15 protein-coding genes are annotated in these 15,804 nt (G+C 65.6%); 11 read left to right on the top strand and 4 right to left on the bottom strand.

The window, feature by feature from the left end; all coding sequences use genetic code 11:
* Positions 1-294 carry a hypothetical protein gene (locus tag J8I29_RS23910; RefSeq protein ID WP_209433558.1) on the bottom strand — a complete coding sequence of 98 codons (294 nt, stop codon included), beginning with the start codon at positions 292-294 and terminating at the stop codon, positions 1-3.
* Positions 295-1,008: 714 nt separating this feature from the next.
* On the opposite strand from J8I29_RS23910, the gene J8I29_RS23905 reads away from it, so the two are divergent.
* The 10 genes from J8I29_RS23905 to J8I29_RS23860 all read left to right on the top strand — a co-directional run bounded on the left by J8I29_RS23905 (position 1,009) and on the right by J8I29_RS23860 (position 9,864).
* Positions 1,009-1,812, top strand: a complete 804-nt coding sequence (locus J8I29_RS23905; RefSeq protein WP_245197306.1) for an XRE family transcriptional regulator — start codon at positions 1,009-1,011, stop codon at positions 1,810-1,812.
* Between the two features lie 433 nt (positions 1,813-2,245).
* Entirely contained in the window at positions 2,246-3,451 is a 1,206-nt protein-coding gene (locus tag J8I29_RS23900) for an ABC transporter substrate-binding protein (RefSeq protein WP_209433557.1), read from the top strand.
* Between the two features lie 274 nt (positions 3,452-3,725).
* Positions 3,726-5,567, top strand: coding sequence for an ABC transporter permease (locus tag J8I29_RS23895; RefSeq protein ID WP_209433556.1), 1,842 nt, complete (start codon positions 3,726-3,728; stop codon positions 5,565-5,567).
* Entirely contained in the window at positions 5,564-6,352 is a 789-nt protein-coding gene (locus J8I29_RS23890) for an ABC transporter ATP-binding protein (RefSeq protein ID WP_209433555.1), read from the top strand. Before J8I29_RS23895 ends, J8I29_RS23890 begins: the two co-directional genes overlap by 4 nt.
* Positions 6,349-7,053 carry an ABC transporter ATP-binding protein gene (locus tag J8I29_RS23885; RefSeq protein ID WP_209433554.1) on the top strand — a complete coding sequence of 235 codons (705 nt, stop codon included), beginning with the start codon at positions 6,349-6,351 and terminating at the stop codon, positions 7,051-7,053. Before J8I29_RS23890 ends, J8I29_RS23885 begins: the two co-directional genes overlap by 4 nt.
* A gap of 57 nt (positions 7,054-7,110) precedes the next feature.
* On the top strand, positions 7,111-7,371 hold the full coding sequence (vapB, locus tag J8I29_RS23880; protein WP_209433594.1) for a type II toxin-antitoxin system VapB family antitoxin: 261 nt from the start codon (positions 7,111-7,113) through the stop codon (positions 7,369-7,371).
* The gene (locus J8I29_RS23875; RefSeq protein WP_209433553.1) at positions 7,368-7,820 is read left to right on the top strand and encodes a type II toxin-antitoxin system VapC family toxin; all 453 of its coding nucleotides are present in this window, start codon (positions 7,368-7,370) and stop codon (positions 7,818-7,820) included. Before vapB ends, J8I29_RS23875 begins: the two co-directional genes overlap by 4 nt.
* A 231-nt stretch (positions 7,821-8,051) precedes the next feature.
* Positions 8,052-8,357 carry a hypothetical protein gene (locus J8I29_RS23870; protein WP_209433552.1) on the top strand — a complete coding sequence of 102 codons (306 nt, stop codon included), beginning with the start codon at positions 8,052-8,054 and terminating at the stop codon, positions 8,355-8,357.
* A 47-nt stretch (positions 8,358-8,404) separates the two neighbouring features.
* A complete protein-coding gene (locus J8I29_RS23865; RefSeq protein ID WP_245197304.1) occupies positions 8,405-9,079 on the top strand; it encodes a sigma-70 family RNA polymerase sigma factor in 675 nt (224 codons plus the stop codon).
* A 2-nt stretch (positions 9,080-9,081) separates the two neighbouring features.
* On the top strand, positions 9,082-9,864 hold the full coding sequence (locus J8I29_RS23860) for an anti-sigma factor (RefSeq protein ID WP_245197302.1): 783 nt from the start codon (positions 9,082-9,084) through the stop codon (positions 9,862-9,864).
* Positions 9,865-10,043: 179 nt separating this feature from the next.
* Here the strand turns inward: J8I29_RS23860 and J8I29_RS23855 are convergent, their stop codons facing one another.
* Positions 10,044-10,904: a DUF2189 domain-containing protein gene (locus tag J8I29_RS23855; protein ID WP_209433550.1), complete on the bottom strand. Its 861-nt coding sequence runs from the start codon at positions 10,902-10,904 to the stop codon at positions 10,044-10,046.
* Positions 10,905-11,131: 227 nt separating this feature from the next.
* On the opposite strand from J8I29_RS23855, the gene J8I29_RS23850 reads away from it, so the two are divergent.
* Complete coding sequence (locus J8I29_RS23850; RefSeq protein WP_209433549.1) at positions 11,132-11,689, top strand: NADPH-dependent FMN reductase; 558 nt, start codon at positions 11,132-11,134, stop codon at positions 11,687-11,689.
* Here J8I29_RS23850 and J8I29_RS23845 read toward each other — a convergent pair.
* The gene (locus J8I29_RS23845; RefSeq protein WP_105863660.1) at positions 11,686-12,453 is read right to left on the bottom strand and encodes a lysophospholipid acyltransferase family protein; all 768 of its coding nucleotides are present in this window, start codon (positions 12,451-12,453) and stop codon (positions 11,686-11,688) included. The two genes, J8I29_RS23850 and J8I29_RS23845, sit on opposite strands and share 4 nt — an antisense overlap.
* Positions 12,454-12,597: 144 nt before the next feature.
* On the bottom strand, positions 12,598-15,792 hold the full coding sequence (locus tag J8I29_RS23840; RefSeq protein ID WP_245197299.1) for an efflux RND transporter permease subunit: 3,195 nt from the start codon (positions 15,790-15,792) through the stop codon (positions 12,598-12,600).
* Positions 15,793-15,804: the final 12 nt, after the last annotated feature.

Below are 15,804 nucleotides of genomic sequence, written 5' to 3'. Positions count from 1 at the left end.
TCACAGCTTGCTCTTCTTCATTTCGTCGATGTAGTGCAGGTCGAGGCCGTAGAGATGCAGCTTGTCCTCGTGATAGTGCCGCAGGAGCGCGGCGATCGCTGCCGTGTTGAACAACAACACCAGGCTCCCGGCGACGAGCAGGGCAACGGTGACCCCAGTCGAGCCGCTGTCGGGCATGATCTTGAAAAACACGAACAAGAGGACGAGCCAGAGAACGCCGACGGCGGCGAAGGCCCAGGCGCGGTCGCGGCGATACATCACCTCGATCCGCGGATCTTCCGATCCCGGTGTCATTGCTATTTCCTCCCGAATATCGCCTCTTGCGGATCCGCTTTTGTTACTGAGAGGCAATTTGTTTTTATGCCAGGAAAGTCTGCGCCCGTTGCTCGGCCGCTGTCAAGCGCTTGTCTGACAAGAAACTTCGCATTCGCGACACTTTTTGGCTGATTCAGGCCACTTTTTCAGTCGTTTAATGCTCGGAAAATTTCTTGCACTTCAGGAAGACCCGCCGCAAGATCACCGGGAGCAGGAGGCGGGCATGAGAGTCAACTGCAGTTTGCGCGGGCATGGACCTTGCCGGAAGGCAGGCAGCGATTCGCCAATCGATCCCGCGCGATTGAAACGGGCCCAGTCGCGGCCGGGTGGAAGACCTGTTTTGATCGTCTCCCGCTTCAAAAATCGCAGCTCCTCGTCTGGAATCCCGGCCGATGGTTGCCATATTGGCGGGATAACGAGCGGCACCCAGCTTGTCGCTCGGAGGGCTGCACGGTATTTTTTCAAGGATCAGCCCCACGCGGCCGATGACGTGACTGTCGCACAGCTGTGCCGCAACCACAGGGTTGCCTTCGCAGGGGCGGGAACAACTCACCTCCCGCTTGGGGAGGGCGCCTTTTTCCGCAACCGGCCGGGTTCTTGAATTCGGAACGTCGGCATGCGCGGCCAATGGAATGAGCGAAGGGGACGTGCCAAGCACGCGATCCTCTCCGCAGGGACGTGAAAGGAACGAGCATGACGAAGCGGGTGGTTACGCCGGCTGTCAGGACAGTGCCGACGCCCGCCGCCGGGCGCGGCGGCCAGACGGTCATTGCCCCGGCATTGGGGCCCCGCTATGCCGATCCGATCGATCCGGACGATGGCGAAGGCCTGTTCTCGGATGCCTTCCCCACCCGCGAACTGCCGCCTGCCTCCGCCTTTCCCGGCCAGGACCCGCATGCCCTCGGTGGCGCCCGGGACAATATCCTGGAAGTGGCGATCGGACGCGAGGTTCGCTCGTTCCGCAACAAGCTCGGCATCACCGTCGCAGACCTCGCCGCCGCGACGGGCCTGTCGCTCGGCATGCTCTCCAAGATCGAGAATGGCGTGACCTCGCCCTCGCTCACCACGCTGCAAACCCTGTCGCGCGCGCTCGGCGTGCCCGTGACCGCCTTCTTCCGGCGTTTCGAGGAGCGGCGCGAGGCGGTTTTCGTCAAGGCGGGCGAAGGCCTCCTGATCGAGCGGCGCGGCACGCGCGCCGGCCATCAGTATCGTCTGCTCGGCCACAATGCCGGCAATACCGGCCGCGTGGTGGTCGAACCCTATGTCATCACGCTGACGGAAGAGTCCGACGTCTTCCCCCTGTTCCAGCATTCGGGCCTGGAGTTCATCTACATGCTGGAGGGCGAGGTGATCTACCGCCACGCCGACAAGCTCTACCATCTCACGCCGGGCGACAGCCTGTTCTTCGACGCCGACGCCCCCCACGGCCCCGACGAGATGCGGCAATTGCCGATCCGCTTCCTGTCGATCATCTCCTACGCAAAGGACGAGGTGTAAGCGTCTTTTTTCGGGTACACGGGCATCTTGTTCCGACCTGGAGATTGCCGCGCTCGGGAGAAGGAAAGAGGCGGACGAGACGTCCGCGATCCCAGCCGCGTCGCCTCTTTCGCCGATACCGGCGAGATTCGGATCGACAGCGCCAAAGCTAGGACGACGAACGTCTCGTCGGCTCCCCTGAAAGCAGCGCCGGCAAGCGGAAGAACGGGCAGGATGCCCCGTGCACGTGGATTACCTTCCCCAATCGCATCCGCTCTTGACAGGGCTGCTCTCCTCGGCGGAAACTCGTTTGCATACGAACGATTTTCCGCCGTTTCAGCCTGCCTGCGGCGGTTTGCGCCCTTCCCGCCAGCCATGAGGCTGGACCGGGAGGACACAAGCCGACACAGTCCAAGAATCATAAAGCCTCCAACATCCAGAGCGGAGACCCTGAATGCGGATCTTGTCTCGACTGGCCCTCGCCGGCACCGTTGCCGTGACCCTGCTCGCGGCCCGACCTTCCCTAGCGGCCGACAGCATCAAGATCGGCGAGATCAACTCCTATTCCGGCCTGCCCGCCTTCACCGAGCCCTATCGCAAAGGTTGGCAGCTGGCGCTGGAGGAGATCAACGCCGCCGGCGGCGTCAACGGCAAGCCGCTGGAAGTGATCTCCAAGGACGATGGCGGCAAGCCCGCCAGCGCCATCACCGCCGCCAATGAGCTCACTTCGAGCGACGGCGCGGTCATGCTGATGGGCACCTTCTTCTCCAATGTCGGCCTCGCCGTCTCGGACTTCGCCAAGCAGAAGGAAGTGATGTTCCTGGCGGCCGAACCGCTGACGGACGCCATCACCTGGTCGAAGGGCAATGCCCAGACCTTCCGCCTGCGCCCCTCCAACTACATGCAGGCGGCGATGCTGGCGGAGGAAGCCGCCAAACTGCCGGCCAAGAACTGGGCCACCGTGGCGCCCAATTACGAATATGGCCAGTCGGCCGTCGCCGTGTTCAAGCAGATCCTCAGCGCCAAGCGCCCCGACGTGAAATGGGTGGGCGAGCAATGGCCGACGCAGGGCAAGATCGATGCCGGCCCGGTGGTGGAAGCCCTGCTCGCCACCAAGCCGGATGCCATCCTCAACGTCACCTTCGGCGGCGACCTGGTGAAGTTCGTGCGCGAAGGCTCGACCCGCGGCCTGTTCAAGGACCGGGCCGTGGTGAGCTTCCTCACCGGCGAGCCGGAATATCTCGCCCCCCTCAAGGACGAGGCGCCGACGGGCTGGATCGTCACCGGCTATCCCTGGAACGCGGTGAAGACCCCGGCGCACGAGGCCTTCCTGAAGGCCTACCAGGCCAAATACAATGACTATCCGCGCCTCGGCTCGATCGTCGGCTATGTCACCATGAAAGCTGCCGCAGCCATCCTGGCCAAGGCCGGCTCGACGGATACGCCCGCCCTGATCAAGGCGGCGGAAGGCCTGCCGCTGGAGACGCCGTTCGGGCCTATCAGCTTCCGCGCCATCGACCATCAATCCACCATGGGCGCCTTTGTCGGCAAGACGGCGGTGCAGGACGGCAATGGCGTGATGACCGATTTCGTCTATCGCGACGGCAAGGACTATCTGCCGGATGACGCCACGGTGAAGGGCATGCGGCCGGCGCCGTAAAGAAGGCCAGGCCAGGAAGTGCGGGACAAGCGCCCAAGAAGCCCAAAACGCTGCGGTGCCCCTCACCCCCACCCTCTCCCCGGAAGTGGCGGTGCAAGGGGGACTCGGACCGCGCGCCTCGAACTGAAAGCATCTACTCTCGCCCGACCGTTGGGCGCGAGGAGCGATCAAAGGATCAATCGCAACGCCTGCGCCCCCTCGCCCCGTCCTGAGGGGCTGCACCACCGATCAGACAAGCCACCTGATCTCCGACGCTCCCCAATTTGAGGTCTTCGTGGGAACCATCATCGCCCAATTCCTGAGCGGCCTGGCAGGGGCTGCCTCCCTGTTCCTGGTCGCCTCGGGCCTCTCGCTGATCTTCGGCGTGACCCGCATCGTCAATTTCGCCCATGGCGCCTTCTACATGCTGGGCGCCTATATCGCCTGCACGCTCGCCAACGCCTGGTCCGGCCCGCTCGGCTTCTGGCTGGCCCTGCCGGCCGCCGTGGCGATCGTCGCCGTCCTGGGCGGGCTGCTGGAGATGACGCTGCTCAGGCGGATCTACCGGGCGCCGGAACTCTTCCAGCTGCTCGCCACCTTCGGCGTCACCCTGGTGGTGCAGGACCTCGTGGTGATCGTCTTCGGCGCGGACGACCTGCTGGGGCCGCGCGCGCCAGGGCTGAAGGGAGCGGTCGAGATCGCCGGCAAGGCCATTCCCGCCTATGACCTTTTCCTGATCGCCATGTCGCCCCTGGTGCTCGGCCTGATCTGGCTGCTGCTCAACCGCACGCGCTGGGGCATCCTGGTGCGCGCCGCCACGCAAGACCGCGACATGGTCGCCGCGCTCGGCGTCAACCAGAAATGGCTGTTCACCGGCGTGTTCATGCTGGGCGTCGGCCTTGCCGCGCTCGGCGGAGCCCTGCAGATCCCACGCGATGCCGTCACGCATCAGATGGACCTCGCCATCATCGTCGAAGCCTTCATCATCGTGGTCACCGGCGGGCTCGGCTCCATCGTCGGGGCGCTCGTCGCCGCCATCCTGATCTCAGAGCTCAACGCCTTCGGCATTCTCGCCTTCCCGAAGATCTCGATCGTGCTGATTTTCCTGGTGATGGCGGTGGTACTGGTGGTCAGGCCCTGGGGCCTGTTCGGCAAGCCGACGAGCCCGCAGCGCGCCGCCCCGGGCCTCACGGCACAGCCCTGGCGACCCATGGGCATTGCCGGGCGGCTGGTCGCGGCCGCCGCCATCGCCCTGGCGGCCCTGCTTCCGCTCGGCGCCAGCCCCTATATGCTGTCGGTCGGCAGCGAGATCCTGATCTTCGTGCTCTATGCCGCCAGCCTGCAGTTCCTGGTCTCGGTCGGCGGCCTGGTCTCCTTCGGCCATGCCGCCTTTTTCGGCCTGGGCAGCTACGGCGCCGCCTTGCTGACGACGATGCTGGGCTGGCCGATGGAGACCGTGCTGCTGGTCGCCCCCCTGCTGGCACTTGTGGGGGCGGTGCTGTTCGCCGGCTTCGCCGTCCGGCTTTCGGGCGTCTATCTCGCCATGCTCAGCCTTGCCTTCGCGCAGATCTGCTGGTCGATCGCCTCGCAGTGGGTCGACTTCACCGGCGGCGACAATGGCATATTGAGCGTCTGGCCGGCAAAATGGGCTTCCAAACCCTGGGCCTTCTATGAGCTGACATTGGTTCTGGCCATGCTGGGCGTCGGCCTGCTCAGGCTCGCCACTTTCGCGCCCTTCGGCTTCATGCTGCGGGCGGTACGCGACTCCGATCTGCGCGCCGAGGCGATCGGCATCACCAGGGCGCCGGTGCAATGGGCCGCCTTCGTGCTGGCGGGCCTGCTGGCCGGCGTTTCCGGTGCCCTGTTCGCCTTCCTCAAGGGCAGCGTCTTTCCCGACGCCTTCGGCGTGACCACCTCGGTGGACGGGCTGGTGATGGTGCTGCTCGGCGGCATGGGCAGCGTCTCCGGCGCCGTGGTCGGCGCCGGCGTGTTCAAGACCCTGTCGATCTGGCTGATGAGCGCGACCGACTATTCCAAGCTCGCCATCGGCCTGTTCATCGTTGCGGTGGTGGTGTTGCTGCCGCGCGGGCTGGCGGGCCTGCGCGATCTCCTGCCCAGCAAGGGGAGTCGGCCATGACGGTGCTGCTCGAGGTGCGGGGACTCGCCAAGACCTATGGCGGCGTCGAGGCGGTGAAGGACGTTTCGCTCACCGTCGCGGCGGGCGAGATGGTGGCGCTGATCGGCCCCAATGGCGCCGGCAAGAGTACCTGCTTCAACATGATCCACGGCCAGATCAAGCCGGACCGTGGCTCCATCCGCCTGTTCGGCCGCGAGACGGCCGGCATGCGCCCCGCCGCGATCTGCCGCCTCCGCGTCGGGCGCACCTTTCAGATCACCGCCACCTTCGGCTCGATGCGGGTGATCGAGAACCTCCAGGTGGCCCTGGCAAGCCATGATGGCATGACCTGGCGCCGCCTCGCCCGCCTCGACCGCTACAAGCGCGAGGAGGCGCAGGCCCTGCTCGACCTCGTCGGCATCGGCGCCCTGGCCGTCCACCCCTGCGGCGAGCTCGCCTATGGCGATCTCAAGCGATTGGAACTGGCGGTGGCCCTTTCCAACCAGCCGCGCCTCCTGCTGATGGACGAGCCGACCGCCGGCATGGCGCCCGGCGCCCGCATCGCCATGATGGCACTCGCGGCCGACATCGCCCGCCAGCGCGGCATCGGCATCCTGTTCACCGAGCACGACATGGACGTGGTGTTCGAGCATGCCGACAGGCTCCTCGTGCTCGATCGCGGCCGCCTGATCGCCGCCGGCGACGCCGAGACCGTGCGCAACGACCCGAAGGTGCGCGCGGTCTATCTCGGCGACGGCACGGTCTTTGCGCCCGCGGGCGCCCATGCGCAGGAGCCCGCCCGATGAAGCTGGAAATCAGGGATCTCGACAGTTTCTACGGCCCCGCCCATATCCTGCATCAGGTCAGCCTCGAGATTGGGCCGGGCGAGGTCGTCGCCTTGCTCGGCCGCAACGGCGCCGGCAAATCCACCACCTTCCGCTCCATCATCGGCCTGGTCGCCGACCGGCGCGGTGCGATCCGCCTCGACGGCGCCGACATCATCCGCCTGCCGGTCTACGAGATCGCCCGCCACGGCATCGGCTATGTGCCGGAGGATCGCCGCGTCTTCACCGACCTGACGGTCGCCGAAAATCTGGAGGTGGGCCGCCGGCCGCCGCGCGAGGGGCTGAAGCCCTGGACGCCGGAGCGGCTCTACGAGCTCTTTCCCAATCTCGCCGCCATGCCGGGCCGGCTCGGCGGGCGGATGAGCGGCGGCGAGCAGCAGATGCTCACCATCGCCCGCACACTGATGGGCAATCCCGCCATCGTGCTGCTGGACGAGCCGTCCGAAGGCCTGGCGCCCAAGATCGTCGAGGACATGGCGCGCGCCATCCTGCGCCTCAAGCAGGAAGGGCTGTCGATCCTGCTTTCCGAGCAGAACCTGCATTTCGCCCGCCTGATCGCTGATCGCGCCTATGTCATCGAGAGCGGCGTGATCCGCTATTCCGGCACGATGGCGGAGCTGGAAGCCGACAGTGCCGTGCAGACGGAATATCTGGCGTTGTAGCCTAGACCCAATGGATGTATATACAACAGAGTGTATACATCCATGACGGAATCGATGATGCCTCACTACGCCAAGGTCTTTCGTTCCGGGAATTCCCAAGCGGTCCGCCTGCCGAAGGAATTCCGCTTCCAGGTCGATGAGGTCGAGGTCATCCGGGAGGGGGATGCTCTCATACTGCGCCCCCGTGCTGGCCCTGCCCAGAGCTGGGCCTCCCTGCGCGCGGCTCTCGAGCTTGGTTTCAGCGACGATTTTCTGGCCGAAGGCCGCGAGCAGCCGGCGACACCGGATCTGCCCGGGCTCGACGAGTTCTTCGAATGATCCGCTACCTCATCGACACAAACGCGATCATTGCTCTCAAGAACCAGCGTTCACGTTCGCTGCTCGATCGCATACTGGCGTGCAAGCCGGGTGAGATTGCTCTCTCCACCATCGTCCTGCATGAACTCTATTACGGCGCCTATCGCAGCCAGAAGCTCGAGCGCAATCTCGAGGTCATCCGTCTGATCAAGCGTGATTTCGAGGTTCTCGACCTCGATGACGGCGATGCCCGCGAAGCCGGCGATATCAGGGCTGCTCTGGCTACGGCCGGAACGCCGATCGGGCCCTATAACCTGCTGATCGCCGGGCAGGCCATCGCCCGATCGCTGACTCTGGTGTCGAATAATGTGGGCGAATTCAGTCGAATTCCGCGGCTCAGACTGGAAGACTGGACACTGCCTTCGGCAACAGGATTTCACGAAACTTGGGATCCGTCCGCGAAGAAGTGAATCGGACGCTTGTCATCGCCAGCGCCACTGCAGGTGGCAAAAGGGCATGACAACGCGTTTCTTGGCTGACGGTCCCTTAGGTGGAAACCGGTTTGCCACACCTACGCCGCCTCTTTCTATCCATCGCAAGCCGCACCGGAAAAAATCGAACGCTCGGGAATAAAACAGCGATCACCGCGATCTGGATCGGCATGGGCTGCTGGCAGCCACCTTCCCTATCCGGAGCGCGAGATGATCCATTCCGACGAACCTCCCTTACCGGGTGAGAGCCGTGCCGGCCTTCGCTGGCGCGAGAGCCTTGTCGAGATATCACCGGCCACCCGCCGCTATCGCCCTGCCCTGGCGCGGCTCGTCCTGCAACTGGTCCTCTTGTCCCTGCCCGCCCTGGTCGGGGGACGGTGCCCTCTTCAAGCCGCGGCCGACAACTTCGCCCTCACGCAGGCCTTGGATTTCAGCTATTCCTGTTCTCTGCCCATGCCTTCTTGGCCCATGCCTTCTCGGCCCATGCCGATGACGGGCAAGGTCGCGATGCGGTGAGCTGCGTATTGATCGAACTCGGGCTGGGACGGGAAGGACGAGCGGCCATGACGGCCCATGCCGGCACGCATCCCGATACGCCATGGCCGCTGCCGGCGATCCGGCGGCTGGCTGCATGGTGGCACGGCATCTGGGCCATGGCCGCAGACGGGCAGCCCTCCGCACAGGCGGCGGGGAAGGCCGACACGCTCGCCCGCTTCCAGGCACTGATGCTGCCGCATCTGGATGCCGCCCACAATCTGGCGCGCTATCTCTGCCGCGATGCCGACACCGCCGAGGACATCGTGCAGGAGGCCTTCCTGCGTGCCTTTCGCGGCTTCGCCGATTATCGCGGCGGCAGCCCGCGCGCCTGGCTCCTGACCATCGTGCGCAATTGCCATCGCTCCTGGTGGCAGGCGCGCCAGCGCGGCGTCCGCACCGAGCCGCTCGACGCCGGCGACGGCGAGGAGGAGCGGACCGACCTGCCGCATGACGAGGCGAGCCCGGAAGCCGCCTTGCTGCAACGGGCCGAAGCCGGCGAGATCCGCGCGGTTCTCGACCGCCTGCCCGAGGCCTTCCGCGAGGTCCTGGTGCTCAGGGAAATGGAGGAGCTTTCCTATCGGGAGATCTCGGAAACGATAGCCGCCCCCATGGGCACTGTGATGTCGCGGCTCGCCCGCGCCCGCGCTTTGTTCGCCGCAGCCTGGAAGAGCCGGCAGGCAACGCCGGGAGGAGAGGCATGAGCATGGCCGACACACCTCATCAGGACTGGGACAGGCTGCTGCAGCTCTATGCCGATGGCGAGCTCGATGCTGCCAATACGGTACGGGTGGAGGAGCATCTTGCCGGCTGCCCCGAGTGCAAGGCGCGGCTCGCCCAAATCGAGGCGATCCGCGCGATGATCACCCAGGACGGCGTGCGCTGGCCGGCCTCGGCAGCCCTGCATGGCCGTGTGGCGGCGGCCTTGCGCCGCGAAGCCGGCGCCACCCGAGCCACCTCCCTCGCCGGCCTCGACTGGCGCCTCCTCCTCGACCGTTTCACGCGCTGGAGCCTGCTGCCGTCGCTGGCGGTGCTGGCCGCCTGCGTGCTGTTCGTGACGACGCGGCCCGAGCCGGGTCCGTCACTGGAAGACGAACTGGTTTCCAGTCACGTCCATTCGCTGCTCGCCGCCCATCTGACTGACGTCGCAACCTCCGACCAGCATACCGTCAAGCCCTGGTTCAACGGCAAGATCGACTTCTCACCGCCGGTGGTCGATCTCAAGGACCGCGGCTTTCCATTGCTCGGCGGGCGGGTGGATTACCTCAACGGACGGGTGGTTGCCGCGCTGATCTATCGGCGCAACGGTCATGTCATCAATCTCTTCATCTGGCCGGCCGCGAGCGTCCCTGCGCCTGCCGGCGAGCGCGAGGGCTACTCCCTTCTGAACTGGACCCAGGCAGGACTGAATTTCTGGGCGGTTTCCGACCTGAACGAGCCGGAACTGAAGCAATTCCAGCAGGATTTCGCCGAAGCGACACCGAAGTGACGGCTGCGCTCCAGGATCGCGAAAAAGCCGGCGCCGGATGCCCTATAGCGTTTTGCGATCAGACGGAGTCACCAGGGATCGCAAAGACGCGTCAGAACAATGAGCTGGAGCAAATAAGCGTTCAGGCTTGAACGCGCTTTGCTCTAGGCAAGTCCCAGGCACGGCAAAATCGGGGGCGCCTATCCCACTGCGCGGCGGTAGAGATGCCAGGTCGCATGGCCCAGCACGGGCATGGCGACGATCAGGCCGAGCAGTGCGGGCAGCGAACCGAGCACCAGGGCACAGGCGACGATGAAGCCCCAGGCCAGCATCGGGCCGGGATTGGCGCGCACCACGTCCACCGACGTCCTGACCGCCGTGCCGATCCGCACCTTGCGGTCGAGCAGCATGGGGAACGACACCACGCTGATCGCCAGCACTACCAGCGCGAACAGGAAGCCGACGCCGACGCCGAGCACGATCATCGCCCAGCCCGCGGGCGTGGTGAAGACATCCGAGACGAAGGCGGAGACCGAGACCGGCAGGGCGGGGCCGAGCGTATAGCGATAGATCAGCGCGGCGACACCGAGCCAGAGCGCGAAGATCACCGCCAGGATCAGGCTGAGACCGAGGATGGCGCCGAAATTGGGCGAACGTGCCACGTCGAGCGTATGCGCCCAGGTGGCCTCGAGGCCCTGCTCGCGGCGGCGGCTCATTTCATAAAGGCCGATCGCGGCAACCGGGCCAACCAGCGCAAAGCCCGATACCAGCGGGAAGAGCATCGGCAGCATGCCGTTGCCAAAGGCGAATTGGGCCAGGACCAGCCCGGCGAGCGGATAGATCAGGCCGATGAAGATGACGTCGGTGCGATAGGCGCCGAAATCCTGGAAACCCTTGGTCAGGACCTCGCGCAGATCGGCAAAAGCGACCTGCCGGACGACGGGCGTCGAGGTTTCGAACTGGGCGGCGGGCCGATGCAGGGTGGTGCCGAGCGCGCCCACGCCATTGGCGGCACCGCGGACGGCATCGATACCCCATTCGACGGGATTTCTGATCGTCATGGTCCTACTCCCGAAAGGAATGAAGGCCGCGACCGAAGTGGAACGCCGGGCGGGGTGCCGACGCCGAAACAGCCACGACGAGCGCGACCTGTAGATCCGCGACAATACGCCTCATGCGCGCGGATGTCAGCCGTCTATCTCGTCAACATCCGGTCACTTGCGCGTGTGCTTGCCGCCCGTCCAGCCATTGGTAAGAGTAGGTATTCGGAACCGCCGCGGATTCGCCAATGATCACACTTCTCGCGCTCTCCGGCAGCCTCCGCCTCGGCTCGTCGAACACCGTGCTGCTTGAAGCCGCGGGATTGCTGGCACCGGCCGGCATGCAGATCGAACCCTATCAGGGCATCGGCACCTTGCCGCATTTCAATCCGGATCTCGATGACGACAATCCGCCCGAGACCGTCCTGGACCTGCGGCGCCGGGTCGGTGCCGCCGATGGCCTCCTCATATCCTGCCCGGAATATGCCCGCGGCATTCCCGGTTCCTTCAAGAACGCGCTCGACTGGCTGGTCGGCAGCTTCGAATTCCCGGGCAAAGCCGTCGCCCTCTTCAACGCCTCGCCGCGCGCCAGCGACGCGCAGGCAGCCCTGCGTCTGGTGCTGACGACGATGTCGGCCTGCATCGTCGAAGAAGCCTCGATCACCCTGCCCTTGCTGGCGACCCGGCTGGACGCAATGGGGATGGTCGAGGATCCCGAGATTGCCGCCTCGGTCAAGGCGGCGCTGGCAGCTTTCGCGCGGACGATCGAGACCTCGGCACAGGCGGAGCCGGAAGGCTCCGGCTAGCCCGCCCGTACCAGCCTGCGCACATCGGCTTCGAGCTGGCGGGTCAGGGTCTTGCGGTCGGTAGCGGCGTCGCAGGCGATCGCCTCGCCCCAGCTCACCACGGCGTCGATCGGCGGGCCTGACAGAATGCCGACGAGATGCGGCGCCAGATCCATGTCGCCGATCCAGGCAACCTCCTTCATGGCGCCGCGGCCGATCGGCAGCCCCCCGCGCTTGGCATAGCGCAAGGCGAGCGGCTGCACATAGGCCGCCGCCTCGCCGCCGTCGAGCGCCTCGCGCGCGGCCCCCACCAGGGCGGAACGGAAGGGCAGGACATGCACGCCATCGCCGGTGGTGCCCTCGCCGAACAGCACCATGGCGTCGCCGGCCTTCAGTCGGGCGCCGATGGCGGCGGTGGCATGGCCGGTCTTGTGGCGGCGTTCGCGCTCGATGAAGACCGAGCGCTGCAGCCGGGCGAACAGGCCGATCACAGGCCAGCCGCGCACCTCGCTCTTGGCGATGAAGGACAAGGGCGCCAGGGCGCCCAGCACCACGATGTCGAGCCAGGAAACATGGTTGGCAACGATCAGCAGCGGCCGCTGCCGGGCCTGGGTGCCGTTGACGGCAACGCGAACACCGATGATGGCGAGCACGCCGCGATGGAAGAACACCGGCAGGCGCCGAGCCAACGCCCAGTCCTGCCTCACCGCCAGCCATTGCAGCGGGATCAGGGGCATGGCCAGCAGGGCGACGGCGGCAATACGGCAGATCGCCTTGAGGCGCATGGGAAGGCATCCGGGAAAATCGGAGCCTTCATAAGCGAAAGAGCGGCCGGAGGGCAAATGAGGTTTCCCGGGCGCGCGGACGTCCCGTCACCTGCAAGCGTAGTGCTTCCAAGAGCGGGCAGGATGCCCGCGCACCCGGGAAATCTACTCTGCGGCGGTCATCAGGCCGGGCTTCTTCTCGGCGGTAATGGCCGGCTCGCCCGGCGCGGACGGCCTGACGTCGTGCTGCTCGGGCTCGGGCAGGACGTCGTCGGTGCGCGCCGGCAGGTTCTCCGGCTTGCGCGCGAACCAGCCCGCAACATGGTCGAGGGCGAGATAGACCACCGGCGTGATGTAGAGCGTGAGCAGCTGCGAGACGATCAGGCCGCCCACCACGGTGACGCCGAGCGGGCGGCGCAATTCGGCGCCGGCGCCGTGCCCGAGGGCAATCGGCAGGGCGCCGAGAATGGCGGCGAGCGAGGTCATCATGATCGGGCGGAAGCGCAGCACCGCCGCCTCCACGATGGCTTCCTTGGCCGGCAGCCCCGCCGCCCGGCGCTGCACAGCGAAATCCACCATCATGATGGCGTTCTTCTTGACGATGCCGATCAGCATGATCAGGCCGATCATGGCGATGATGGAAAGGTCCATCGAGAACAGCTGCAGCGTCAAAAGCGCGCCGATGCCGGCCGTGGGCAGGCCCGACAGGATTGTGATCGGGTGGATGAAGCTCTCATAGAGGATGCCGAGCAGGATATAGACCACCAGCACCGCGGCGAAGAGCAGCAGCGGCATGCTGGCGAGCGAATCCTGGAACTGCTGGGCAGTACCCTGGAACTGGGTGGCGATCGTCTTGGGAATGTCGAGCTCCGCCGTCGCCTGCTGGATGGCGTCGACCGCCTGGCTGAGTGCCACGCCGGGCTGGAGGTTGAAGGAGATCGTCACCGACGGCAGCTGGCCGATATGGGAGAGCGAGACCGCCGACGGCTTCTGCTCGATGCGCGCCACGCTGTCGAGCGGGATCAGCGCCCCTGAACTCGAGCGGACATTGAGCTTGCGCATCAGGTCCTGCGGCGAGCTATAGGCCTGGCTCGCCTCCAGGATCACTTCATAGGTGTTCTCCGGCGCATAGATGGTCGAGACCTGGCTGGTGCCATAGGCCGCATAGAGCGCGGAGCGGATCTGGTCGACGGTGACGCCGAGCTTGGCGGCGTTGTCGCGGTCGATCGAGACGACGGCATCGCGCGCCTTGATCTGCAGGTCGGAATTGACGCCGGTGATGCCCGGAATCTGGGCCATGCGCGCCTGCAGCTTCTGGGCGTTGGCCCTGAGTTCGTCGACGTCGGGCGACATCAGGGCGTATTGGTACTGGCTGCGCGAGCGGGTGGCACCGATATTGATTGACTGCACCGCCTGGAAATAGGTGTTGATGCCGGGCACCTTCGCCGCTTCCTGGGCGAGGCGCTTGATCACCACGTCGATCGGGTCCTTGCGGGCCGGCTTGTCGCGCAGCTGGATGTTCATGCTGCCGGAGCTGATCTGGCTGGTCGCCCCGCCGCCGATGCTCGACAGGATGGCGACGACGTCCGGATCCTTGCGCAATTCGGCGACGACGGCCTGCTGGCGCGCCATCATGGCCTCGAAGGAGACGTCGTCGGGCCCCACGGTCGAGACGGAAACGAAGCCCATGTCCTCCTGCGGGAAGAAACCCTTGGGGATGTTGACGAAGAGGATGGCGGTGACCACGAAGGTCGCCGCCGTCACGGTGAGCATGAAACCGGGCGAATTGACGGCCCAGCGTACCGTGAGGGCATAGCCCCTGGTCAGCCAGTTGAAGCCCGCTTCGAACAGGCGCAGCAGCAGCCCCGGACGCTTCTCTTCCGAATGCTCCTTGATCAGGCGCGAGCACAGCATCGGCGTCAGCGTCAGCGAGACGACGCCCGAGATCAGGATGGCGATGGCCATGACATAGCCGAACTCGGAGAACATGCGCCCGATGATGCCGCCCATGAAGATCACCGGAATGAACACGGCGATCAGCGACAGCGTCATCGAGAGGATGGTGAAGCCGACCTCGCGCGAACCGATCAGGGCCGCGGCGAAGGGTTTCTGCCCCAGTTCGACATGGCGGACGATATTCTCCAGCATGACGATGGCGTCGTCGACCACGAAGCCGACGCATAGCGTCAGGGCGAGCAGCGAGATGTTGTCGATGGAAAAACCGAGCACATACATGCCCGCGAAGGTGCCGATCAGCGAAATCGGCAGGGCAATGGCCGGGATCAAGGTGGCCCGCGCGCTGCGCAGGAAGAAGTAGATCACGATCACGACCAGCAGGATCGACAGGCCCAGCGTGAACTCGACATCCTCCACCGCCGCGCGGATCGGCACCGAGCGGTCCATCAGCGTGTCCAGGCTGACGCCGACCGGCAGGCTCTCGCGGATCTTGGGCAGGGTGTTCCTGACCGCGTCGACCACGGCGACCGTATTGGCGTCGGGCTGGCGCTGGATGGCAATGATGATGCCGCGGGTCTCGTTGCGCCAGGCCGCGGTCTTGTCGTTCTCCACGCTGTCGATGGCGCGGGCAACGTCCTGCAACAGCACCGGGGCGCCGTTCTTGGAGGACACCACGATCGGCATATAGCCCTTGGCATAGCGGATCGGCCCGGTGGCATCGAGGATGAGGTTGCGGCCGTTATTGCTGGTCGAGCCGACAGGCGTGTTGGAATTGGCCGCGGAGATGGCCTTCTGCAGGTCGTCGAGGGTGAGACCGCGCGCGGAAAGCTGATCGAGATCCGCCTCCACCCGCACGGCATATTGCTGCGATCCCCAGATATTGACCTGGGCGACACCCGGCAGGGTCGCCAGCAGCGGCTGGATGTTGGACTGGGCGAAACGGTCGATATCCGACATGCGCGCCTGGTCGGAGGTCAGCGCCATGAAGATCACCGGCTGGTCGGCCGGATTGACCTTCCTGAAGCTCGGCGGCGTGGTCATCTCATTGGGCAGCTGGCGCTGCGCCGTGGCGATCGCCGCCTGCACGTCCAGCGCAGCGCCGTCGACATTGCGATTGAGATCGAACTGCAGAACGATCTGCGTCGAGCCCAGATAGGAGGTCGACGACATCGTCGAGATGCCGGAAATCGCCGAGAATTGCTTTTCGAGAATGGCGGCCACCGAGGACGCCATGGTTTCCGGGCTGGCGCCCGGCAGGGTGGCGGTCACCGAAATGGTCGGGTAGTCGACGCGCGGCACGGCCGCTACCGGCAATTGCCGATAGCCGAACCAGCCGGCCGCAATGAAGGAGACCATCAACAGGATGGTCATGACCGGGCGGCGGATGCACAGTTCCGAAAGCAACGGCTTGTCTCC

Origin of the sequence: Labrys sp. LIt4, assembly GCF_017813775.1 — a bacterium.
In the GTDB taxonomy this organism is placed as follows: domain Bacteria; phylum Pseudomonadota; class Alphaproteobacteria; order Rhizobiales; family Labraceae; genus Labrys; species Labrys okinawensis_A.
Note: the sequence above shows the minus strand (reverse complement) of the source record. Positions and strands in the feature narration are given on the sequence as shown.

Excerpts from the sequence above, each read along its gene's own strand:
- J8I29_RS23910 (WP_209433558.1), bottom strand. The coding sequence starts at position 294 with ATGACACCGGGATCGGAAGATCCGCGGATCGAGGTGATGTATCGCCGC.
- J8I29_RS23905 (WP_245197306.1), top strand. The coding sequence starts at position 1,009 with ATGACGAAGCGGGTGGTTACGCCGGCTGTCAGGACAGTGCCGACGCCC.
- J8I29_RS23900 (WP_209433557.1), top strand. The coding sequence starts at position 2,246 with ATGCGGATCTTGTCTCGACTGGCCCTCGCCGGCACCGTTGCCGTGACC.
- J8I29_RS23890 (WP_209433555.1), top strand. The coding sequence starts at position 5,564 with ATGACGGTGCTGCTCGAGGTGCGGGGACTCGCCAAGACCTATGGCGGC.
- J8I29_RS23885 (WP_209433554.1), top strand. The coding sequence starts at position 6,349 with ATGAAGCTGGAAATCAGGGATCTCGACAGTTTCTACGGCCCCGCCCAT.
- vapB (WP_209433594.1), top strand. The coding sequence starts at position 7,111 with ATGCCTCACTACGCCAAGGTCTTTCGTTCCGGGAATTCCCAAGCGGTC.
- J8I29_RS23875 (WP_209433553.1), top strand. The coding sequence starts at position 7,368 with ATGATCCGCTACCTCATCGACACAAACGCGATCATTGCTCTCAAGAAC.
- J8I29_RS23870 (WP_209433552.1), top strand. The coding sequence starts at position 8,052 with ATGATCCATTCCGACGAACCTCCCTTACCGGGTGAGAGCCGTGCCGGC.
- J8I29_RS23865 (WP_245197304.1), top strand. The coding sequence starts at position 8,405 with ATGACGGCCCATGCCGGCACGCATCCCGATACGCCATGGCCGCTGCCG.
- J8I29_RS23860 (WP_245197302.1), top strand. The coding sequence starts at position 9,082 with ATGGCCGACACACCTCATCAGGACTGGGACAGGCTGCTGCAGCTCTAT.
- J8I29_RS23855 (WP_209433550.1), bottom strand. The coding sequence starts at position 10,904 with ATGACGATCAGAAATCCCGTCGAATGGGGTATCGATGCCGTCCGCGGT.
- J8I29_RS23850 (WP_209433549.1), top strand. The coding sequence starts at position 11,132 with ATGATCACACTTCTCGCGCTCTCCGGCAGCCTCCGCCTCGGCTCGTCG.
- J8I29_RS23845 (WP_105863660.1), bottom strand. The coding sequence starts at position 12,453 with ATGCGCCTCAAGGCGATCTGCCGTATTGCCGCCGTCGCCCTGCTGGCC.